General features: G+C 52.0%; 23 protein-coding genes and 1 other RNA gene. 8 read left to right on the top strand and 16 right to left on the bottom strand.

Annotated features, from left to right (window positions below; genetic code table 11):
* Positions 1-39: 39 nt before the first annotated feature.
* The 3 genes from ABMV07_RS04165 to ABMV07_RS04155 form a co-directional block, all read right to left on the bottom strand.
* Entirely contained in the window at positions 40-807 is a 768-nt protein-coding gene (locus ABMV07_RS04165) for a phage antirepressor N-terminal domain-containing protein (RefSeq protein WP_374064904.1), read from the bottom strand.
* 61 nt (positions 808-868) lie between these two features.
* On the bottom strand, positions 869-1090 hold the full coding sequence (locus ABMV07_RS04160) for a hypothetical protein (protein ID WP_071570603.1): 222 nt from the start codon (positions 1088-1090) through the stop codon (positions 869-871).
* A 14-nt stretch (positions 1091-1104) separates the two neighbouring features.
* Positions 1105-1890 carry a phage antirepressor gene (locus ABMV07_RS04155; protein WP_374064903.1) on the bottom strand — a complete coding sequence of 262 codons (786 nt, stop codon included), beginning with the start codon at positions 1888-1890 and terminating at the stop codon, positions 1105-1107.
* A gap of 192 nt (positions 1891-2082) precedes the next feature.
* Between ABMV07_RS04155 and ABMV07_RS04150 the strand changes: the two genes are divergently transcribed.
* From ABMV07_RS04150 to ABMV07_RS04135, 4 genes are all read left to right on the top strand, one after another.
* Positions 2083-2610: a hypothetical protein gene (locus ABMV07_RS04150; RefSeq protein ID WP_374064902.1), complete on the top strand. Its 528-nt coding sequence runs from the start codon at positions 2083-2085 to the stop codon at positions 2608-2610.
* A gap of 12 nt (positions 2611-2622) precedes the next feature.
* The gene (locus tag ABMV07_RS04145) at positions 2623-2997 is read left to right on the top strand and encodes an ImmA/IrrE family metallo-endopeptidase (RefSeq protein ID WP_374064901.1); all 375 of its coding nucleotides are present in this window, start codon (positions 2623-2625) and stop codon (positions 2995-2997) included.
* A gap of 138 nt (positions 2998-3135) precedes the next feature.
* The gene (locus ABMV07_RS04140) at positions 3136-3585 is read left to right on the top strand and encodes a hypothetical protein (RefSeq protein ID WP_010935464.1); all 450 of its coding nucleotides are present in this window, start codon (positions 3136-3138) and stop codon (positions 3583-3585) included.
* Positions 3582-3920, top strand: a complete 339-nt coding sequence (locus tag ABMV07_RS04135) for a hypothetical protein (protein WP_010935465.1) — start codon at positions 3582-3584, stop codon at positions 3918-3920. The genes ABMV07_RS04140 and ABMV07_RS04135 overlap by 4 nt, the downstream gene beginning before the upstream one ends.
* 95 nt (positions 3921-4015) lie before the next feature.
* Here the strand turns inward: ABMV07_RS04135 and ABMV07_RS04130 are convergent, their stop codons facing one another.
* The 3 genes from ABMV07_RS04130 to ABMV07_RS04120 all read right to left on the bottom strand — a co-directional run bounded on the left by ABMV07_RS04130 (position 4016) and on the right by ABMV07_RS04120 (position 6747).
* Positions 4016-4882 carry a hypothetical protein gene (locus ABMV07_RS04130; protein WP_374064900.1) on the bottom strand — a complete coding sequence of 289 codons (867 nt, stop codon included), beginning with the start codon at positions 4880-4882 and terminating at the stop codon, positions 4016-4018.
* A gap of 132 nt (positions 4883-5014) precedes the next feature.
* A complete protein-coding gene (locus tag ABMV07_RS04125) occupies positions 5015-6196 on the bottom strand; it encodes a hypothetical protein (protein WP_082260484.1) in 1182 nt (393 codons plus the stop codon).
* Positions 6193-6747 (bottom strand): DUF4365 domain-containing protein, encoded by a 555-nt coding sequence (locus ABMV07_RS04120; protein WP_082260485.1) that lies wholly within the window; start codon positions 6745-6747, stop codon positions 6193-6195. Before ABMV07_RS04120 ends, ABMV07_RS04125 begins: the two co-directional genes overlap by 4 nt.
* Positions 6748-7271: 524 nt before the next feature.
* On the opposite strand from ABMV07_RS04120, the gene ABMV07_RS04115 reads away from it, so the two are divergent.
* On the top strand, positions 7272-7499 hold the full coding sequence (locus ABMV07_RS04115; RefSeq protein WP_082260486.1) for an AlpA family transcriptional regulator: 228 nt from the start codon (positions 7272-7274) through the stop codon (positions 7497-7499).
* A gap of 16 nt (positions 7500-7515) precedes the next feature.
* Here the strand turns inward: ABMV07_RS04115 and xerC are convergent, their stop codons facing one another.
* The 5 genes from xerC to ftsE all read right to left on the bottom strand — a co-directional run bounded on the left by xerC (position 7516) and on the right by ftsE (position 11623).
* Entirely contained in the window at positions 7516-8769 is a 1254-nt protein-coding gene (xerC, locus tag ABMV07_RS04110) for a tyrosine recombinase XerC (RefSeq protein WP_374064899.1), read from the bottom strand.
* Between the two features lie 173 nt (positions 8770-8942).
* Positions 8943-9328, bottom strand: a transfer-messenger RNA (tmRNA) gene (gene ssrA, locus ABMV07_RS04105).
* Positions 9329-9418: 90 nt separating this feature from the next.
* Entirely contained in the window at positions 9419-9910 is a 492-nt protein-coding gene (smpB, locus tag ABMV07_RS04100) for an SsrA-binding protein SmpB (RefSeq protein ID WP_088267582.1), read from the bottom strand.
* A 104-nt stretch (positions 9911-10014) separates the two neighbouring features.
* Positions 10015-10917, bottom strand: a complete 903-nt coding sequence (gene ftsX / locus ABMV07_RS04095; RefSeq protein ID WP_374064898.1) for a permease-like cell division protein FtsX — start codon at positions 10915-10917, stop codon at positions 10015-10017.
* A gap of 16 nt (positions 10918-10933) precedes the next feature.
* The gene (ftsE, locus tag ABMV07_RS04090) at positions 10934-11623 is read right to left on the bottom strand and encodes a cell division ATP-binding protein FtsE (protein WP_014303094.1); all 690 of its coding nucleotides are present in this window, start codon (positions 11621-11623) and stop codon (positions 10934-10936) included.
* Positions 11624-11800: 177 nt separating this feature from the next.
* On the opposite strand from ftsE, the gene ABMV07_RS04085 reads away from it, so the two are divergent.
* A complete protein-coding gene (locus ABMV07_RS04085) occupies positions 11801-13399 on the top strand; it encodes an AbgT family transporter (RefSeq protein WP_088267584.1) in 1599 nt (532 codons plus the stop codon).
* Here ABMV07_RS04085 and prfB read toward each other — a convergent pair.
* Entirely contained in the window at positions 13396-14505 is a 1110-nt protein-coding gene (gene prfB / locus ABMV07_RS04080) for a peptide chain release factor 2 (protein WP_196977541.1), read from the bottom strand. The genes ABMV07_RS04085 and prfB overlap by 4 nt on opposite strands.
* A gap of 123 nt (positions 14506-14628) precedes the next feature.
* Between prfB and ABMV07_RS04075 the strand changes: the two genes are divergently transcribed.
* Both ABMV07_RS04075 and hisN read left to right on the top strand, forming a co-directional pair.
* Positions 14629-15501 carry an inositol monophosphatase family protein gene (locus tag ABMV07_RS04075; RefSeq protein WP_374064897.1) on the top strand — a complete coding sequence of 291 codons (873 nt, stop codon included), beginning with the start codon at positions 14629-14631 and terminating at the stop codon, positions 15499-15501.
* Between the two features lie 55 nt (positions 15502-15556).
* Positions 15557-16345, top strand: coding sequence for a histidinol-phosphatase (gene hisN, locus ABMV07_RS04070; RefSeq protein ID WP_088267586.1), 789 nt, complete (start codon positions 15557-15559; stop codon positions 16343-16345).
* A gap of 18 nt (positions 16346-16363) precedes the next feature.
* Here hisN and ABMV07_RS04065 read toward each other — a convergent pair whose 3' ends face one another.
* The 4 genes from ABMV07_RS04065 to ABMV07_RS04050 form a co-directional block, all read right to left on the bottom strand.
* Positions 16364-17455: a S1 family peptidase gene (locus ABMV07_RS04065; RefSeq protein ID WP_088267587.1), complete on the bottom strand. Its 1092-nt coding sequence runs from the start codon at positions 17453-17455 to the stop codon at positions 16364-16366.
* A 202-nt stretch (positions 17456-17657) separates the two neighbouring features.
* Entirely contained in the window at positions 17658-18026 is a 369-nt protein-coding gene (locus ABMV07_RS04060) for a biotin/lipoyl-containing protein (RefSeq protein WP_088267588.1), read from the bottom strand.
* 24 nt (positions 18027-18050) lie between these two features.
* On the bottom strand, positions 18051-18314 hold the full coding sequence (locus tag ABMV07_RS04055) for a hypothetical protein (RefSeq protein ID WP_003850577.1): 264 nt from the start codon (positions 18312-18314) through the stop codon (positions 18051-18053).
* Between the two features lie 13 nt (positions 18315-18327).
* On the bottom strand, positions 18328-19884 hold the full coding sequence (locus ABMV07_RS04050) for an acyl-CoA carboxylase subunit beta (RefSeq protein WP_197692845.1): 1557 nt from the start codon (positions 19882-19884) through the stop codon (positions 18328-18330).

Here is a 19884-nt window from a genome sequence, read left to right as displayed (position 1 = left end):
TGTTTTCTTTTTGTCTCTTGTTCCAGCAAGGGGCATTTCTTACGCTGCGTAGTATTGGTTCCAGACCTGCTCCATGAGTGGCCGGTCTGCCTCGGTGTAGCCGTAAACTTCAATGATCCGGCCATTCGTGAGCTCAATCGGCGCTTTCTTCGGCTCAATGCCGTTCACCGCTGTCCAGCGGTTCTTCAACCGCTTACCAAAACCCGAGGCCTTAGACCCAAGCTGCTTTTTTGATAAGCCCTTTTCCTTCAGGAATTGCTGCACATACAGCGGACGCGTCGTAGGATCCAGCTCAGGTGTTTCACCCATTCCCCTGGCGAGGATGATGCGGGCCTTTGCCTCAAGGAAGGCATCATGGATGAGGCCTTTCGCTGCTTGCGCGAGCTCCATTTGTGAACGCAGCTCAAACATCATCGCTTTCTGCTGGTGCTCAGTTGCCCGTGGGTTGATCGCCCCACCCTTGTGGAAATAAGCATCGAGGGCGTTAGCTGCTTCGAGCTGGTAGGCCTCAAGTGTCGGGCGGGCCGCTTCATTGACGCGGTTAGTGTCGATAGTGGCAAGCCACATCGTCAGCGTCCGACGGTCAACCATGCTGATTTCCTGCTTACGCCCACTGGAGTCGTGCGTGGTCATCATGACCACGCGTGCCCATGCTTTAGATTCCAGCTTGCGGTGCTGGCTCTTCCAGTCGATGCCAAGCGAATCGCAGATGTGGCGGGCGGCTACCCATTCGGTGCCGGCCTTCTGAACCGCCATGATGGGGTTGGAAGTCCCCGGCACAGGGATAGTAACCAGTTGGTTATTCATTGTGATAATCTCCTAAGTAAGTGATTTTCTTTTTGCCCCTTGTTCCAGCAGGGGGCTTTTCTTATGCCGCGATTAGGTCATCTTCTAAGACCATTTCGTCAAGCGTTCGTCCGGTAATTCGCTTGAGAACCATCGCGGTTCGCAAAGTCGGGATAGACTTTCCGCTTAGATAATTGCGGACTGTGGTTCCGGACTTGCCGATATACTTCCATCCGAACTCGTCTGCGGATGAGCATTCAGTTTTCAACATGGCTTCTTCAATTACTTTTGGGTCTAGTCGCATAATTTTCTCGCCTCCTAGGCTGCTGCGTCTGCGATAGTGAACCGGCCATCAAGGAATCGGCTAACAAAATATTCCTGACCCTTGCCGGTAACTTTCGGAGTTTTACTCACCGACGTGTGACCATCGGAATGGACGACTGTGGTTTCTTTAAGCCGCATGATGCCTAAATCCATTGACTTCTGGGTGGGGCTATTCCAGTCCGAACCTTTACGGGAGACGAGGAAGCCGTTTGCACGCATCCAGGCAAAGAGTCGCGTGCCGCCAATATCGATGCCATTACCACGGAGAATCTTTGCTAGCTCTCCAATAAGGATGGTTGTTTTTGAGGTGGATACCGCGTCAGCGAAAAGGACTTTTGGTTTGTCTTCTTCTACTTTCGCGGTGAGAGCTTTGTTCTTTTCCTGCTCTGCTTTGAGGTTGGTGGCCAGCTGGATAATGAAGTCTGGGTTGGTGAGTGTTTTCTCGATTGTTTCCGGGGTCATGTACGCCCCGTGTTTGCGGATCGACGGCAAGATTTCCTCAAACACCAACCGCTCGAATTCCTGCGCGGTGTCGAGCTCGCTGCCGACAATGAGACGGTAAAGATCAGGCTCCGTAATAACACGGACTTTCTGAGTGCGCCCCAGTCGATCCTGGATGGGGTGGTGATTCGCCACCCCACGACAATGTGCCTTGATGGCGTTCGTTGCGTCTTTATATCCGAGGGCTACGGCGACGTCTCGTGCCACCCACCGTGGCTCGCCGCCATCGACGATTACGCGGATATCATTGCCACGGAAATTGAAAAGTTCCAATTTCATTAGATCAACTCCTTTCTTGCTGGTGTCCTATCAAAAAGCTTCACCTTCTCGGTGAGCACTTTCTGCGGTACGTAAGCAAGTATGGCACACTGTAAGCGCTTTACGCAAACTTTAGTAAAACTTTTCCATTTCCGCTGGTAGATCTATGGCGAAAATTGCTAACATCGTGCGACGTGTGTAAAATTTGCCACCATGGAACACACCGATTGGATAGGCGGCATAACCGAAAGCGAGTCTGTGAGAGCCATCGCTATAAAGGCGGGCATACCTCAGCGCACTCTGGCCGGGCAGGTCGAAAAAAACCGAATTTCCGCTGAGAACGTCATAGCGATAGCAATTGCCTACGACCAACACCCCGTAGGCGCACTCGTAGACACCGGCTACCTAGAAGAAAAATGGGCTAACCAAATAGACCCCACACGCGCACTACGCGAAGTCTCAGAAGACGACCTAGCCGACGAAGTCCTGCGTCGTATGAACAAAAACGGCGCACTCGACATGCCCATCGACGAACTTATTGAACTACGCCAAGAGGAGATCGACAGATACTACAGCAGCGTCATCGACCTCACTGAACGTCGTCGTAACACCCCCGTACCTCCCCCGAGTGTCAGAGTCATCAGTGATGATGAACTCGCCGCCGCCATCGAGGAAGCAAACCAACTCCGCGGAGCAGCACACCCCAGAACTGAAGAACTCACAGAACCAGAATCGCCATAAGGAGGACCCACGTTGGACCTAGACAAACTAGCCGACGTGCTAGGAGTAACCGTCGCCGAGACCCCGCACCTCGACGACGGACTCAACGGCCAATACCTCCACCACCGGCGACTCATCCTTCTACGCCAAGGACTAGACCCTTGGACACGAAAAAGCACCCTAGCCCACGAGCTCGGGCACGCATGGCACGGTGATGACATCTACGGCGACCCACGACTGGAACGTCGAGCAGACCAATTCGCCGCCCAAATACTCATCACCCCCACCGAGTACCGCCTCGCCGAAAAGCTACACGAAGGCCACACAGGCGCAATAGCATATGAGCTAGGCGTAACGGTGCGGCTAGTTGAGGTGTGGCGGGATATGCATGACAGAATCACAGCATAAAACAAGCCCTACCCCCACTGAACATAAAATCCCCCAAAGCCCTATCGAAAAACACACCGACACAATAACATTGTGCCTATACCGCTGACCTAGTATCAGCACCAGCATAGAACAGATCAAAAGGATAAGGATCAACTCATGAAACGACTAGCAGTCATCATGTCCACAATTTTAGGGCTAACATGCACTACAGCCCCAGTATCTGCAGTACCCCTCACCACACCTTCAGTTAGGCACCCCAACACCACTGAGTATTCCGTTCAACCAGATGCAGATCTTCAAGAAGACGAACAACTATTTGGATTCAAAGGCTTTATAGCTAAAAGTGCCCTCAAAGGCATTGCACAACTCATACGCACCGCACCCCATAGCTTCATCAAGCGAGCAGGACGTACTCTCGATGACCAGGCAAGAGATAAAATACTTCGCAACAGTAACACCATTGCAGACAAAATCGACGAAGTAGCTGAATTCTCTGATCTAGTTCATCATCGGGTAAAAGAAGACCTATATAAAGCTCTTGCACCTATCATAGGCCACTCCGATGCCCTAATGATCGCCGACGTAGTAGCCTGGCTAGCACTATGAACCAACCAGACATAAGCACACTTGTCCAGCGTATTGAACAGCTCGAACTCAACCAGAGTAGGCTTCGCATACTACTAAGTCACGCCCCAGAAAAACACAAAGCTTTCGATAAAGCCTGCTATGTAGCGAATTTATCTTTTGAACAAGAAGCACATGTTCGTCAAACTATTCTAGATTTCCTAGACTCAGACAAAGAAGATATCAACGAACTTCTTAGCAGTATTGAAGCAATTGTAAGATACACTGTTGATGCTAAAAGTCTTATATCAGGTTTTAAAATGCGAGGCACAGCGCCTGACCGTTGGAAGCAAATAGATCCGCATAACGAATGCTAGAAACAACAAAGCCCTACCCAAATGTAAAAACTTTCTACGTTTGGGTAGGGTTTTTGCTCACACTGTCCCGCACCCAACCTTGGGACATACACTAACTACAGCAGCGTCTGCACACCACTACTATCTTCTGGGGACATCGCAAGAATTTCAAACCTCGGGCTACGCCCCTTAGCTTCCTCAACTCGCAGCTTCACCTTGAAACGAACCCCATCACACCGAACCTGATGAGCCGTCACATGCTCAGCAAAATCAGTGTCTAACAGGCTTGCCATAAAAGTCCCATACTCCGCACATTTTAACCTCCATTTACGTTTTAGCGGCTCATCAAAATGAGGAGTAGCCACGGTAGCCACAACATCAACGACCGACACAGTAGGCTCCTCATCCGAATCAATCCGCTGTATAGCGTGTGCCTCATTTTGGTTAATGACCACTGAACTGCCGGAATAATCGATATAGGTAAAGTTAATTACGCCTTGGTTGCGAACCAAAGGGTCAACAACTTTCTTAACCGAATCAACAAACTGGGGTTGATTCGCCAAGCCCAAAATTCTGTCCGCTGCTTTACGATCCCCTACCTGTCGAGCCAATTCATCAACAGAAATAGCTTCCCCCTTTGCGCGGCGACGAACAACTTTTATGCCGTATCCAATTATGGCAGGAAGGCTCAGCCCAGACACAGTTACCCAATTCGCGTACTCCCCTATGCGATCGCTGTCAAAGAGTCCTTTAATGTGATCCATGACCGTCAAGGCGATACTCATATCAATAATGAACGATCCGGGACGGGTTGCATTAACCCTCATGTTGGGCGTGCGATTATCTGTTGGGGCGACAACTTTAAAGGTTTCTCGACTGAGCTTACTGAACGCTAGGAGGGCTGTGCCAAGGTCTTCTGTATCTATGGTGTAGTCGTCTACGTCAGGCCCCTCGTATTTAATCGAGAGCTTTTCAGGCAGCATGGTTTTAGTATAAAGCGTTATCGCCTATGAACTAGAAGCCGCCCCGCGTTTGGTTGAGGTGTGGCAAAGAACGTACGAAAAAATCACGGCATAAAAACACAGCCCCCTAGGTGGACTCTAGGGGCTATCTCGTTAAAACAGCGTGAAAGACGCCTCAGCTGAACTCAACCTCTCCTCTGCAACAGGATCGTTAGTCTCCGTGACCAGCTCAACCTCAGTAAAAACCCCCTGCTTGACAGTACCTTTTATAAACAGCTGCCTTTTATCAATATGTGCGCGACTAGCCTTCTCGTAATCACTCGCACTTAGACTTGCCCCAAGAGTACGTATCTTTCCCTGAATATCACCACGAATACGGATACGCGATGACGTTGTGTCCTCCAGTGTCCTTCGTAGCTCGATGACTTCACCAGCAACAGCTACATGAAGTTCTTGAGGAGCTTTAGAAAGAACCTCTTTCCCTTTTCTCGCCGCTCGTTTATGCTCCGGAGAAAACACAATCGGTGTTACATGAAAAGGCTCCCCCTCATCTGAAGGCAGCGGTAAAAACTCAAAACTAATTTCAGACTCTTTGGTGCCAACAATTTGCTCAACACCTTCTAGCATCTCGTAGGAAACGCCGTTACTGATACCAAACTCAAAAACCTCATTTTTTGGCGATTCAAGGTATTCATCAAGAACCTCTCGCGTCCCCTGCAATGCTGCAACCATGGATTTAGTGATTTCGCGTCCCGTGGTTTCCATGTGCGCTTTTTTAGTTTTGTTATTAGTTGCTTTGATGTTTTTCGATGCTGGGATCAACGCAGAAGCTATAAAACTACCGACCTCGGTTTGTCCCAGTAAGCAACTTTCTAGAAAATTATTTGCAATGACATTTCCAGAACTCGAATATCGTGCGCGCTGATCGCGTGAAAAACGAGCGCCAGTCGACAAGAGAGTTTTTAACCCAGAAAAAAGGTCGATTCCCTTCGCTAAGTTAACAGCACCGGCGCCTGTTGAATCATCTTCAAAATGAATGAACACTTTATCAAGCTTTTGATCTAAACGTAGTTGAGCCTCATCAAGTAATTTCTCAAGGCTAATTGGAACAACTCTTGAAAGCTCCGCTACGGCGTACTGAACATTGCGCCCATAATCTGGAGCATCCTCATTAAGCGGAACAAAAACACCTAGTTCATCAATGTTTTTAAGTCCTTGTATAAGCTCACTACCCTCGGTAGGAACCCACAGGTTCAACCCGGAGTTTGCCCCTTTAACGTTTTTCCATCGTAATTCTCCAAGCGCAAGCTCTAAAGCTTGAGTGGTGTGTATCATTTTGCTAACACCCCTTTCCTTGCTTGGGCAAACATCTTAATAAGTGCAGCATCATCAAAGATTTGATCTGTTGGCACAAGAACCCAAACTTTACTTTTAGACGTTGCGGGTGGATATCCAGTCAAGTTGACCCAATAGTTATTAACGCGAAACTCACTATATTCCCCAGAACAATCAACCCAGTCATCATCATTAGGTACGATGTGCTGCGCTACTAAAATGAACGGAATGTTTTTCCCAGTTGCACGCATTTCATTATAGCGCTCAATAGAGAGTTGGACAGGGAGCCCATTTGATGAGGTAGTCGGCTTTTCTGTGCATTTGAGTTGGAAGTTGATACACATACGATCGAGCGCGTCGCTTGTCTGATGGATAAGAGAGGCGTCTATACCTATATCTATAGCCGGTTTACTGTATATGCAGCCTGCCGCTGCCGCAATTGCTTGGAAAACCCCTACGTGAAATTCTTCTTTGAAATTGCTTTCCCGGCTCCTGCATCCGCGAACTAGGTGTGCGGGGTCAAGTGAGGGATCTGGGGTAATGACAGACACCGGGTGATTTTATCCCGAATATTGATCCTATGGGTATTCACTGCTATTCACTACCCCCCTTTAACCAAAAAGCACCAACTTAGGTATAATCCCCCACTTGACACATAGCGGCCTAAAGCGCTATACTAAATACAAGAAGAAAGGAGGTGAAAATGTGGGACAACCTACCATGGTGGCTCGTAGCGCTATACGCAACATACACGGCCGCAAACCGAACCCTAGAACTAATCCTTAGCTACAAGATACAAATGAAAAAACTAGACAAAAAGAAAGGAAAATAAGGCAACCCCGGTCGAAATAAAAACAGGTTATCTCGACTGGGGCACCGCCCCTTATATTACAGCCATGAAGACACGAATCACCAACCATAAGCTGGCCAACATCGGACTACTGCTCATGTTTCTTAACGTTCTCACGCTCAACTCCACCCCACTAGCAATAGCTATAGCACTACCCCTCACAGCAATCCTCACACAGGAAAGCCGTAGCATATACCGTACATACAAAAAAGAAATGGCTAAGCTATGACCCCGACCATCATCGACCAAGACACCGGCAAAACCCTCTGGAGAGTCAAAGAATGCGCACAGCACTGCGACATCAAACCCTCCACATGGACAACCTACACCGCCCAAGGGCGCACACCCCAGCCAGTCGGACACCTCGATCTACGCACCCCGCTCTGGGATGCCGAGGAAGTCAAAACCTGGCACGCTAATCGGCCCGGCAGCCCAGTAAAAAATCACCCATAAACACACCACAGCCCCCCTACCCTAGGCTGTCATTCACCTTATCCATCAACGTGTCAGTACGCCCGGCGCGAACCTTCATATATACCTTCATGATCGTCTCCAGATCAGACTGTCCCAACAGCGCACCGATCTCTTTTAAGTGTGCGCCTTGTTCTGCCAGTCGTGTGATCAGCCAATTTCTGCCGCAGTGTGGGTCAATTTCCGTTGTCACGCCGGCGCGTGTCTCAGCAGTGTTGAGTCTGCTTCTGAAGCTTGTGTCCATGACTGGAGCACCGGCAGCCGTTACGGTCAGCGGGGTAATGGTGCGGGGGCCGTCTGTGGATCTGATCTCGCACTCCACCGGCTCATACGCTGCTAAGTGCTCAAGGAACAGCATGGTGTGGCGTCGCATGATCGGGACGTCACGATAACCTGATTCCGTTTTAGGGGTTTGCCACATCAAATACGTGTGCCGGGAGCCGTCCTCTAGTGTCTCGGTGAGACGTTGTGCGTTCTGCTCCACCGTGACCACTACACGCGGAGCATACGGTACCGCACCATGCACCTTCACATGCCTACGCTCTAGACCGATCGCTTCACCAATGCGTAGCCCATGAAACAGGGTCAGCGAAGTTAGCACCTTATACCGTGGTGACGTGGCTTCCATGATCGCTTCCAGCTCAGCGTCAGATGGGAGGTACTTTTCTTTCGGCTTCACCCTCACCGATGCCGTTTTGATCTGAACAGGATTAGCAGGGATCAGCTCACGTTCAACGGCGTGTTTCATAGCTGAGCTAAGACACTTATAGGCGCGCTGGTTCGTCGTGATCGTTGGGTATTCCGCGTTGATCGCGTCCCACCAGCGGTAGATGTCATCTTTCTTCAGCTCTGTGATGGGGATGTATGCAAGTCGTGTGATGTCTAGGTTGGCGTCGCCCGGCGGTAGTGGTGCGGTGATGCGGTTGGAGACAGTGCGTTGGTAGTTCTGCAGGGTGGACTGCTTGATAGGCTTCGGTCTGCTACTCAGTGATGCGTAGTAGATGTTGAACCACTCGCCCACTGTGGGGGTGTGGATGTTTGCCTGTTCCGCTGCTTTGGCTTTTTGTTGTTCCCGTTGGGCTGGTGGTGTCCATTCGTCGAATTCGATGAGCTTTTCTTCTTCTGCAAGCCACGCTGTAGCGCGGCGTCTAGTGCTGAACGTCTCGGGGGCTTTATGGGTTGTGCCTTGGTGGTTGTAGCGGGCTTGGATTTTTCCGGAGGGGAGTTTGCGGAGGCTTCCAAATTTTGACATGGGGTGTCCTTTGGTGGTGCTGGTGGGTTGGCATGGTGGTGTGGCGTGCCAAATTCGTGCCAAAATTAAGTATATCTACCGCCACCTACGTGCATATCCATACTGCATGGGCGTTTGTAAAAGTGCTGGTAGAAAGCAAAAACCCCGCTCACCATTACAGCGAGCGGGGTAGTCGGTGGAGCTGCCGGGAATTGAACCCGGGTCCTACGTCACCTCGCTAGGGCTTCTCCGTGCGCAGTTCGCGCGTGGATCTCTACTCGGCTCTCCGGCTTGGACGAACACACCCGGATGATGAGCCCAGTCATCGGTGAAAGTCCCGGTTTGCCCCGTTGACACAACAAACCAGCAAGTCTCTTAATCGATGCCAGACACTAAACCAGAGACGAATCTAGGCTGACAGACACGCAGGTCGCTGCAAATTAGGCAGCGAGGGCGTAGTCGCGCTGAGTGTTCTCTGCGCTTATTATATTTGCTACGACGCTTAAAATCGGTGGTCTCTAGCCTGCACCGGCACGCTTCCCCTAGCTTAATGCACGCAGTCGAAACCAAAATCAGCCCCGTTGGTGCTTCTACAGTTGGGTCGCCGTACAACGATTAACTGTAGAACCGCTATGTTAGCTGGCTGGAGTGAACTTTTCAACCCCTGTTTCTAAGCGTGGATTCCCTTGACACGACGCCCTAGATCGCGAACTACTTCTCGTTCTTCGGTACGACGCTTAATGTCTTGGCGCTTGTCGTAGTCTTGTTTACCCTGCGCAAGTCCGAGTTCCACTTTCAGTCGCCCCTCTTTGAAGTACAAAGACAATGGAACCAGAGTTTTGTTTCCGTCACGCACCTTGCCCATGAGCGAATCAATTTCGCGACGGTGCAGAAGAAGTTTTCGGGTTCGCATTGGCGAGTGGTTCGTCCACGATCCACGGGAATAGATCGGAATGTTGAGGTTGCGGATCCAGGCTTCGCCTTCGTCTATAGTGGCAAAGGAATCGGTGAGGGACACTTTGCCTTCGCGGATCGACTTGATTTCGGTTCCCAGCAGCACGATTCCGCACTCAAAGGTGTCCAAAATCTTGTAGTCATGCTGCGCCTTGCGGTTTGAAGCAATAACTGGGTTGCTATTCTTCGCCTTTTTCTTCTTTGCCATAGTGGCCTCGATAGTACCTGTAAATACACCTCATCCCCAAGAATTTCCACGGTAAAGGTACGTGGTTTTCTTGGGGATGTGCAGCACGTATGAGAATGCAGTGGTTACTTTCGCACGTACCACCGCAGCGTCGCTTGGGCGGTAATGGCAGCAAAGATAATGCCAATAACAGCAACGACGGGTGCCACTGCCCAAATATCGGCGTTGGTTACTCGTGCGATGAGCTGCGAATCATAAAGGCCTTTGAGAGTCTTATCAACCACCCACACTTTTCCTCCGAAAAGCGCAAGGCCAGACAAGATTGCTCCGAACAGCGCTGCCACCATTGCTTCGATCACAAAGGGGGCTTGGGTGTACCAGCGGGAAGCACCCACCATGCGCATGATGGAGATTTCTTCACGACGATTAAATGCGGCGATCTGGACCATGTTGACGATCAGGAAGATGGCGGCAATCGCTTGGATTGCAGCGAAAATGAAGGTGGAGTTTCTAATCGCGTCGAGATTGTCAGTAGCGCCGCGAAGGTCATCGACTTGGTCGACGATGGTATCCACCTGTTCCATGTCGCGAACCTGGTCAAGGGGTTTGGTGTCTAGGGGGTCTTCGAGACGAACGTGAAGTGCCGCAGGCAGTGCGTCAGGTGAAGTTTCTGCGACCAATTGGGGGTCGGTGTCTTTGAAAACTTCAACGAAACGATCATAAGACTGTTGACGGGAACGATAGGTTACTGTCTCAATACCATCAGCAACATCGAGCTTATCTCGCACGTCACGGCACGCTTGGCTTGAACAATCCTTGTCGTTAGCAGAGATGTCCTCGTTAAGCTGAACCATGACCTCTACACGGTCAAGGTAGATATCTTTCGTTTCTTTGGTCATGTTGGTAACCAAAAAACCGGTTGCCAGCAGCGCGAGCGAAATCGCAGTGGTAATGATCAACGCAATAGTCATCGTGATGTTTCGGCCGAGGCCTCGGAACGCTTCACGGAATACAAATCCAAGTTTCATCGTGTGCACTCTCCTCCTACTGTGCCTCGCCGTAGACGCCGTGGGCGTCGTCACGCACTAGGGTGCCCAAATTGAGCTCGATCACGCGTCGACGCATGTCGTTTACCGCTCGTGCATTGTGCGTCGACATGACTACTGTCGTTCCGGTCTTATTGATCTGGTTGAGCAACACCATGATGCCGTCGGAAGTTTCGGGATCAAGATTGCCGGTGGGCTCGTCGGCAAGCAAAAGAAGCGGCCGGTTAACAAACGCACGCGCGATAGCTACTCGCTGCTGCTCACCACCGGAAAGCTCGTGTGGCATGCGGTTAGCTTTTCCAGAAAGTCCCACGAGCTCGAGGGTTTCAGGAACGAGTTTGTCGATACGCGCTTTACGGGTGCCGATGACCTCGAGTGCGAACGCTACGTTGTCGTAAACATTTTTTTGTTGGAGCAATCGGAAGTCTTGGAAGACGTAGCCGATATTTTGGCGCAACTTGTTAATTTGGCGGCCACGAAGTTTATTCACGTGGAAATCCGACAAGTACAGGTCGCCGCTGGTCAGATTCTCCTCTCGGATCATCAGCTGCAGAAAAGTGGACTTTCCGGAGCCGGAAGGCCCAATGAGAAAAACAAATTCGCCCTTGTTAATGGTGAGCGAAATATTGTTGAGCGCTGGTCGGGTCGAGGTCTTATAGAGCTTGGTGACATTGTCGAACGTGATCACAAACATCCACCTTAGCCAACATCCGCCCCAATGGAAACAGCAGTCACAATTTTTACATTCGGACATCGCTGCCATCACACACGCCATAGCATCCCACATAGCAAACCCTATGACCGTCATCACATCATCGTCAGTACACTGGCGGGCATCATTGTTGCCGACGATCGGAGCCCAGAAATGAGCACGACCACACCGCCCCACAAGACAGCCCCCTCTGGCTTTCTTGGACGAATAGAACAGCTAGGCAATCGATTACCAGACCCCTTCTGGATATTTGTCTTCCTAGCCATCATTGTGGCAATCAGCAGCTGGATAGGATCCGCCGTCGGCATGACTGCTGTTAATCCTCAAGACGGATCGACAGTAGAAGTGACCAACCTGCTAACAAAAGAAGGCGCCACCAAAATGGTGAGCGAAGCGGTGAACAACTTTGTAGCCTTCCCACCGTTAGGCGTCATCATTACCGTCATGCTGGGTGTTTCCGTGGCCGAACACTCCGGCTTTATCAGCGCACTAGTACGCGCCATGGTGGCCAAAGTCGGTCCGAAGACCCTGACATACGTCGTCGCACTGGCAGGTGTTACCGGCTCAATTGCCTCAGATGCTGTCTACGTGATCCTCATTCCACTAGGTGCCATGAGCTTCCGTGCCCTCGGCCGCTCCCCCATCGTGGGCGCCATGGTTGCCTTCGCCGCGTCGTCAGCCGGGTTTAATGCCAGCTTGATCCTCAACATCACAGATGTTCTCCTTGGCGGAATTTCTACTTCAGCAGCACAACTGGTCGATCCGGAATATCATGTCTCACCCCTTGCCAACTACTTCTTTGTTGTCGCTTCTTCTCTCATCCTTGCGTTGATTATCACCGCAGTAACAGAGCTGTTCATTAAGAACAAAGCACGCCAACTAGTCGACCACGACCACATCGACCACTCGGAATTAAGCTTTCGCGACGACGACCACCCCGACCCCGGCGCGAAAACCGATGAGGAACTAGCCGAGGAAATAGCACTCCATTCAGGGGAAATCCGCGCACTAAGAATTGCAGGGGTGGCCTTTATTGGCATGTTGGCTGTATATTTTGCGCTCTTGTTTGTGCCGGCCTCGCCGTTTTATTCTGAAGAATCAGCGATGTCCAGTCCGCTCGTCAAGGTTGTTACTGTTCCGATTTCCTTGATGTTTTTAGGCCTTGGTGTGGTTTATGGGATCACAATAAAAAGCATCACGTCTCTAGGCGATATTCCGGCATTTATGGCCAAGGGCTTGACCACTTTAATCCCCATGGTCGTGTTGTTCTTTATGGTTGCCCAATTCCTTGCATGGTTCCAATGGTCAAATCTTGGCATTTGGACTGCGATCAAGGGCGCGGAGCTGTTACAGCGTTGGGATCTGCCGGTCTACGTTTTGTTTGCTGCCGTAGTACTCGCTGTGGCACTTCTTAATCTCACGATTACATCGGGCTCTGCTCAATGGGCATTGATGGCTCCTGTGATTGTGCCGATGATGATGTATGTGGGCATATCCCCTGAAGTCACGCAAATGTTGTTCAGGATTGGTGATTCTCCCTCCAACATCATCACTCCGATGAGCCCTTATTTCGCACTCGCGCTGACATTCTTGCAGCGTTACTACAAACCAGCGGGTGTGGGCACCTTGGTGTCGCTTGCATTGCCGTATTCCATTGCGATACTTGTTGGCTGGTTTGTCTTCTTTATTGTTTGGTACGCAGTAGGGATCCCTCTGGGCCCTGGAACCCCTATGCACTTCCAGCAGGGCTAGTTTTGCTCCTGTTGTTCCGCCATGCGCCAGCGAATACCTGCCTCTAGGAGGCCATCGATATCACCGTCGAGAACCTTCTGGGGGTCATTGACCTCATAGTTTGTACGCAGATCTTTCACCATTTGGTAAGGGTGCAGCACATACGAGCGCATCTGATTGCCCCATGAGGCGTTACCGCCTGCACCGAGAGCATCAAGTTCGGCGCGTTCTTCTTGGCGCTTACGTTCCAAAAGTTTTGCCTGAAGAACGCGCATAGCTGATGCCTTGTTCTGGATCTGGGACTTCTCATTCTGACACGTCACGACAATGCCCGTTGGGATATGTGTTAGACGCACGGCAGAGTCGGTGGTGTTCACGGACTGCCCACCTGGACCCGAGGAACGGTAGACGTCGACACGCACTTCGGAGTCAGGGATATCGATGTGGTCTGTTTGTTCAACAACGGGGAGAACCTCGATCTCAGCGAAAGAGGTCTGGCGACGCCCCTGATTGTCGAAGGGACTAATACGAACCAAACGGTGAGCTCCCTGTTCGACCGACAATTGGCCATACATGTACTCGCCATGAACCACAAAGGTTGCAGATTTAATGCCGGCTTCTTCGGCATAAGAAATATCGTAAATATCTACTTTGTGATCATTTTTCTCGGCCCAGCGGGTATACATGCGCATGAGCATTTCCGCCCAGTCAGCGGCATCCACGCCACCGGCACCGGAACGGATATTGATCACTGCTTCGCGAGCATCGTATTCACCAGAAAGCATGGTCTTTACTTCAAGCGCCTCAATATCAGCGGTTAGCTCAGCTAGTTCTTCGTCAGCAAGCGCTAAAGCATCCTCGCCTTCCTCATCGGCGAGCTCATACATCACGGGGAGGTCGTCGATACGCTGGCGCAATGTGCTTAGCTTTTTCAGCTTGGCTTGCACCGAAGACAGCTCCGTGGTCACCTTTTGCGCGGTGTCAGGATCGTCCCACAGCGTAGGATCGGAGGCTTGCTGCTCCAACTCGCGCACACGCGACTCCAACTCCTCGGGATTCATCACTTTTTCGATGTTCGTCAAAGTCGAGTCGAGTTGAGTTACAGCAGATTGAGTTTCCGGTCGCATAAGCGATAATTCTAGCGTGTCTGCCCGCCGTGCTTGCTACTGGCCTGATCTCCCCCCTCAAGTGGGCAGACCCCCGTGGGGAAATGTTGGCTCCATTCCTAAGAGCCATGCACAATAGACCACATGGAGAATTCATCCGACCCACGCACGCAATCAGCAGCGACAGCTTCCCTCTCGGAGATGATTGCCACCATCACCAAAACGTTCATCATCGCCCACGTTGACGATTCAGATGAGCACCTAGCGCAAGCGTTGGTGTACAACGCAGGCCGACTAGCATGGCGTATGCGTGAACAAGGCGTCCACACAGACTACAAAACATCCCTATCAGATGTGGTCACTGACGCCGACCGCGCCGCGGAAGAATTCGTTTCAGGAGTACTAACAACCCTGCGCCCCGAAGACGGAATTGTGGGCGAAGAAGGTGCAACCCGCAACAGCATCTCAGGGCGCACATGGGTAATCGACCCCGTCGACGGCACCTACAACTATGTCAACGGATCAGACTTTTGGTGCTCCGCGCTTGCACTGATCGAAGGTGAACCAGAAGATCCCACCCGCGTCATTTTCGGCGCAGTACACCGCCCCGCTATGGGCTACACCTGGTTCGGTGGATCAGAGATCCCCACAACCCGCGACGGGCAACCCGTAGCCAAGCTAGAAAATAAATCCACTGAGCTGATCAACTTTGCCACCTACCTCAACCCGCCATATCTTCAGCAGCCCGAGATCGTCAGCCGCTGGCTCACCATTGCCCAAGCCTTTTTAAGCTGGCGAATGATGGGATCCGGTTCAGTAGAGCTGGCCAACGTTGCCGATGGCTGTATTGGAGCCTACATGCAGCATTCGGTAAAAGACTGGGATTGGTTGCCTGGTCGCGCCCTTGTTGAAGGCGCGGGCGGAAAGTGCATCAGAGTGGAATCCGGTGGCGTGACGTGGTCAATTGCTTCTAACCCACAAGCAACCGATGAAGTCGCAGCGATGTTGTCTCGCTAATACTGTCCTAACATCTCTCCAGTTTTCCGGCTATTTTCAGGAGCATGTACAACCCATGAGTTACCACGACGATCTTGAGTTTGCTCTCCAAATTGCAGATGTCGCAGACGCCATCACCTTGGCACGATTTGCAGCCTCTGACCTGAAGGTTTCTTCTAAACCAGATATGACGCCGGTCAGCGATGCCGATATTGCCACGGAGCGTGAGCTTCGAGATCTCATCGCGCAGCGCTTCCCCGAGGACGCCATTCTCGGTGAGGAATTTGGTGGCACCGCCGAGTTCACCGGCCGGCAGTGGATCATCGACCCCATCGATGGCACCAAAAACTACGTTCGCGGTGTCCCTGTGTGGGCCACACTTATCGCATTGCTTGTCGATGGCCACCCTGTTGTTGGCGTGGTGTCTGCGCCAGCCATTGCGCATCGTTGGTGGGCGGCTCAAGGAGAAGGCGCATGGCGCAGCAATCCAGCTCAAGAATCCCGCCGCATCCACGTCAGTAACGTAGCGCAGCTAACCGACGCCTCCGTTTCGTTCTCCTCCCTCGATGGCTGGAAAGAACGCGACCTGTTGGAGAACTTTGTCGCTCTTTCCGACGAGACGTGGCGTCTACGCGGATTCGGTGACTTCTTCTCCTACTGCCTGGTTGCCGAAGGCGCCGTCGATATTGCTGCGGAACCAGAAGTATCCCTGTGGGATCTAGCTCCCTTGTCCATCTTGGTTGAAGAAGCCGGCGGAGTGTTTAGTTCCCTCGACGGAGCCCTAGGACCTCATGGTGGAAACGCATTGGCTACTAATGGGCTGCTTCACGATGAAGTCCGCACAATGCTGACCTCATCGCGATAACAACTCCCCCGCTATCTATTAAGAGTTAGCAAGCCGGAAACCATGTCCGACTGATTTCTTAGAATTGAGGTCGGATACGATTGCATCCATGTTCGTGCTGATAGTGGGCACAAAGAACGGCCCCTGCCATGGGGTGGTGCATGGGTAGTTCACATTAGGGATTATGCCACCGTTGATGATGCCAACCACACGATCTCCCACCAACATTGGTGCACCGGAATCTCCCTGCATTGCGCAGACTTGAGAAGCTGTAGTGCGGTGGTCGTGATTCCATACCAATCCACAGCTAAAACCAGTAGCAACACCCTGTTTGCAGGCTGTATTGCCAGTGACAGGCATGGGGCCACCGACTGCATTGACGCTGATATTGTTGTAACGCTGGGTCACCTGCGCATTAGAACCAAGTTCCACGACCGCATAGTCCAAGTTGGATCCCTTAGCTACCACGGTGCCGCTTGGGCCAACTTGCCACGAATCAGCAGAAATGACCGCATCTCCTACGTTTCCGCAGTGCCCTGCCGTAATCGCTACTTTTCGCCCCTCGGCATCATAGCCAGAAGCACCCACCGTACACAGGCGGTCTTTGCCCACGTAGATTGGGGTACCAGGACCATACAACGACGCCCCCTGTGCCTGTACCTGCAATGATTCTTCTGGAATGTCCGGCGCGTTAAACCAGCTCCCCTGAACACGGTGCAGCACAGGACCAGATTTTTGAGCCATTACCTGCGAAACAGGGTCGTTCGTCCAGTGATAATTAGGACTATCAACGGGGCGTTGCGCGACCGCGTGCTGCTCAGGGGCAGGTGCAGCCACCTGGGGGTCTGCATAGGGCATGACTGGGGCTACGAATGCTTGAACTTGTTGAGCTAGCGTATCGACGACCGCCGCAACCCGAGGATCGATTGCAGGTACTGAAACCCCCCAGCTATTAACCATCGTGGTGACAGTTTGCGTCAGGGTCGGCGCAGGCTGTGGCTGTGTTACTGGCTGAGGTGTGGATTGGATCTCATCAGCGTGAGCTAGCGGCCCCGCAAAAAATGCCGCACCCGTGGTTGCAGCAGCGAATAATAGTGGACGGTACAGGCGCGAAAAATAAAGGTGGCGCATAAGATTTGATGAACCTTCACGTGGATTGTGGAAGTGGATAACAACGGCGATCTCCCCTATATAACCACGTGTGCGGTGAAAAATTAAGTGCCCTGAATACCTCTCCCCTAAATGCGCAAACGCGCTGTGCAAGTCCCTGAAAAACAGGGAGTTTTTGCACAGCGCGCACGTGTCACATAGGTGTTGTGCACACCTTGTTTGATTAGTCGATGGTGACCAATGCTTGGCCGCCTTGGACGGACTCGCCGATCTCGACTCGGATGCTGCCAACCTTGCCAGCATTGGGAGCAGTGATCTCGGTTTCCATCTTCATGGCTTCCAAGATCAGTAGAACCTGTCCGGCTTCAATCTCTTCGCCTTCTTCGACCAAGATCTTGAATACCGAGCCTGCAAGAGGTGCGACCACTGCGTTAGCGCTCACACCGGACACGCTAGCAGTAGCTGGTTCGGAGTGGGTTGCACCGCCACCGGAGCCGCCGCCGAAGTAGATTGGCGCAATCTGGCGCTTTTCTTCCTCGACCTCGACTTCGACGGAGTAAGCGATGCCGTTGACTGTCACGTTAAGTTTCATGATTTACCTTCTATCCTCGGCTACTTACAGCGTGCCCGGAATATGATGCTGGACGCTCTGACGACCCTGAGCGGCCCACGTGCGGTGACGCGAGTACTTCACGGCCTTGATCTTGCCTCGGTTGCCCAAGAATGCGGAGACTGCTGCAGAAATTGCAATGATGACGTCTTCTGGGATGGACGCATCAGAGCGCTTACGCAACTCTTTGATCTCTGATTCTGCGGAATCGAGGCGCGCGCTTAACTCGTTGACTAGTTGAAGCAGTTGCTCGTTGTTTAAATCGCTCATGACTGACGCTTCCTTACACTGGTCCCAAGCCGTGCTTCTTAGCAGGGCGGGTAACGCGCTTGTTGGTCAAAACTTCAAGCGCATTGGCGATGTGCAGGCGAGTGTCTGCTGGATCGATAATGTCGTCCACCAAGCCACGGGATGCGGCCATAAATGGTGTGGAGAACGTATCCTTGTACAGCTGGATAAGCTCTTCGCGCTTTGCTTCCTTGTCTTCGGCAGCCTCAATTTCCTTACGGAAGACCACATTGACGGCGCCTTCTGCACCCATCACAGCGATCTCTGCAGTTGGCCATGCGAAGACACGGTCTGCACCAAGATCCTTGGAGCACATTGCCAAGTGAGCGCCACCGTAGGACTTACGCAGCTCGATGGTCACCTTTGGTACCGATGCTGCGGAGTATGCGTAAAGCATCTTTGCACCGTGGCGGATGATACCGCCGTGCTCTTGAGCAACACCTGGCATAAAGCCTGGAACGTCCACGAAGGTAACGAGTGGAATGTTGAAAGCGTTGCAGAAACGGATGAACTGGCTGCCCTTGTCAGAAGAGTTGATGTCTAGGACACCCGACATCACGTTTGGCTGGTTAGCGATGATACCGACAGTACGGCCGACGATACGTGCAAAACCGACCACGATGTTTGGAGCGTAGCCTGCCTGGACCTCGAGGAAGTCACCGCGATCGACAACACGGCTGATGATGTCGCGGACATCGTAGCCCTTCGTGCCTTCCACAGGAACAATGTCACGCAGCTCTGGATCAGGTTCAACTACTGGGTCAGGATCCACCACAGGTGGCTCCTCAGTGTTGTTCTGAGGCAGGAAGCTCAGCAGCTTCTGAGCGATTAGCACTGCTTGCTCGTCGTCGTCGGCAATGAAGTGGATGTTGCCGGCCTTGGTCATGTGTGCGTCTGCACCACCAAGTGCATCAGCAGTGACTTCTTCGCCAGTAACGGACTTGATAACGCCAGGGCCAGTGATGAACATGTTGGCCTTGCGGGTCTGGATGATGAAGTCAGTCAGCGCTGGCGAGTATGCTGCACCACCGGCACAAGGGCCAGCGATGATCGAGATCTGTGGAACCAAACCCGAAAGCAGCACGTTCTGGTAGAACACCTTGCCATAACCGGACAGGGAGTCGATACCCTCCTGGACGCGAGCTCCGCCGGAGTCGTTAATGAAGATGAACGGCGTACCGGTGGTGGCCGATGATTCCATCATCGCAGCGACCTTGTTGGACTGCGTCTCGCCTGCAGAACCACCCATGACGGTGAAGTCTTGAGAAGCGATGTGGACCGGGCGACCGAACACAGCGCCGGAACCGGTCACAACACCATCTGCTGGGGCATTCGCCTTGTCCATACCAAAGTGAGTGGTGCGATGCTTAGCAAACATGCCAGTTTCGAAGAAGGTGCCGTCGTCGACAAGCGCGTCGATACGCTCGCGAGCAGTAAGCTTGCCCTTTTCATGCTGCTTATCAATCTTGGCTTGGCCACCACCAAGGCTTACCCTGGCCCTAGCAGCTGCCAGCTTTTCGAGGCGCTCGGCCATCGACAATTCTTTAGCCAT

Origin of the sequence: Corynebacterium belfantii (genome assembly GCF_041898185.1) — a bacterium.
Classification (GTDB): domain Bacteria; phylum Actinomycetota; class Actinomycetes; order Mycobacteriales; family Mycobacteriaceae; genus Corynebacterium; species Corynebacterium belfantii.
Note: the sequence above shows the minus strand (reverse complement) of the source record. Positions and strands in the feature narration are given on the sequence as shown.

What these genes read in the sequence shown, in the direction of transcription:
- ABMV07_RS04165 (WP_374064904.1), bottom strand. Translation starts at nt 807, where the DNA reads ATGAATAACCAACTGGTTACTATCCCTGTGCCGGGGACTTCCAACCCC.
- ABMV07_RS04160 (WP_071570603.1), bottom strand. Translation starts at nt 1,090, where the DNA reads ATGCGACTAGACCCAAAAGTAATTGAAGAAGCCATGTTGAAAACTGAA.
- ABMV07_RS04155 (WP_374064903.1), bottom strand. Translation starts at nt 1,890, where the DNA reads ATGAAATTGGAACTTTTCAATTTCCGTGGCAATGATATCCGCGTAATC.
- ABMV07_RS04150 (WP_374064902.1), top strand. Translation starts at nt 2,083, where the DNA reads ATGGAACACACCGATTGGATAGGCGGCATAACCGAAAGCGAGTCTGTG.
- ABMV07_RS04140 (WP_010935464.1), top strand. Translation starts at nt 3,136, where the DNA reads ATGAAACGACTAGCAGTCATCATGTCCACAATTTTAGGGCTAACATGC.
- ABMV07_RS04135 (WP_010935465.1), top strand. Translation starts at nt 3,582, where the DNA reads ATGAACCAACCAGACATAAGCACACTTGTCCAGCGTATTGAACAGCTC.
- ABMV07_RS04130 (WP_374064900.1), bottom strand. Translation starts at nt 4,882, where the DNA reads ATGCTGCCTGAAAAGCTCTCGATTAAATACGAGGGGCCTGACGTAGAC.
- ABMV07_RS04125 (WP_082260484.1), bottom strand. Translation starts at nt 6,196, where the DNA reads ATGATACACACCACTCAAGCTTTAGAGCTTGCGCTTGGAGAATTACGA.
- ABMV07_RS04115 (WP_082260486.1), top strand. Translation starts at nt 7,272, where the DNA reads ATGACCCCGACCATCATCGACCAAGACACCGGCAAAACCCTCTGGAGA.
- xerC (WP_374064899.1), bottom strand. Translation starts at nt 8,769, where the DNA reads ATGTCAAAATTTGGAAGCCTCCGCAAACTCCCCTCCGGAAAAATCCAA.
- smpB (WP_088267582.1), bottom strand. Translation starts at nt 9,910, where the DNA reads ATGGCAAAGAAGAAAAAGGCGAAGAATAGCAACCCAGTTATTGCTTCA.
- ftsX (WP_374064898.1), bottom strand. Translation starts at nt 10,917, where the DNA reads ATGAAACTTGGATTTGTATTCCGTGAAGCGTTCCGAGGCCTCGGCCGA.
- ABMV07_RS04085 (WP_088267584.1), top strand. Translation starts at nt 11,801, where the DNA reads ATGAGCACGACCACACCGCCCCACAAGACAGCCCCCTCTGGCTTTCTT.
- prfB (WP_196977541.1), bottom strand. Translation starts at nt 14,505, where the DNA reads ATGCGACCGGAAACTCAATCTGCTGTAACTCAACTCGACTCGACTTTG.
- ABMV07_RS04075 (WP_374064897.1), top strand. Translation starts at nt 14,629, where the DNA reads ATGGAGAATTCATCCGACCCACGCACGCAATCAGCAGCGACAGCTTCC.
- hisN (WP_088267586.1), top strand. Translation starts at nt 15,557, where the DNA reads ATGAGTTACCACGACGATCTTGAGTTTGCTCTCCAAATTGCAGATGTC.
- ABMV07_RS04065 (WP_088267587.1), bottom strand. Translation starts at nt 17,455, where the DNA reads ATGCGCCACCTTTATTTTTCGCGCCTGTACCGTCCACTATTATTCGCT.
- ABMV07_RS04060 (WP_088267588.1), bottom strand. Translation starts at nt 18,026, where the DNA reads ATGAAACTTAACGTGACAGTCAACGGCATCGCTTACTCCGTCGAAGTC.
- ABMV07_RS04055 (WP_003850577.1), bottom strand. Translation starts at nt 18,314, where the DNA reads ATGAGCGATTTAAACAACGAGCAACTGCTTCAACTAGTCAACGAGTTA.
- ABMV07_RS04050 (WP_197692845.1), bottom strand. Translation starts at nt 19,884, where the DNA reads ATGGCTAAAGAATTGTCGATGGCCGAGCGCCTCGAAAAGCTGGCAGCT.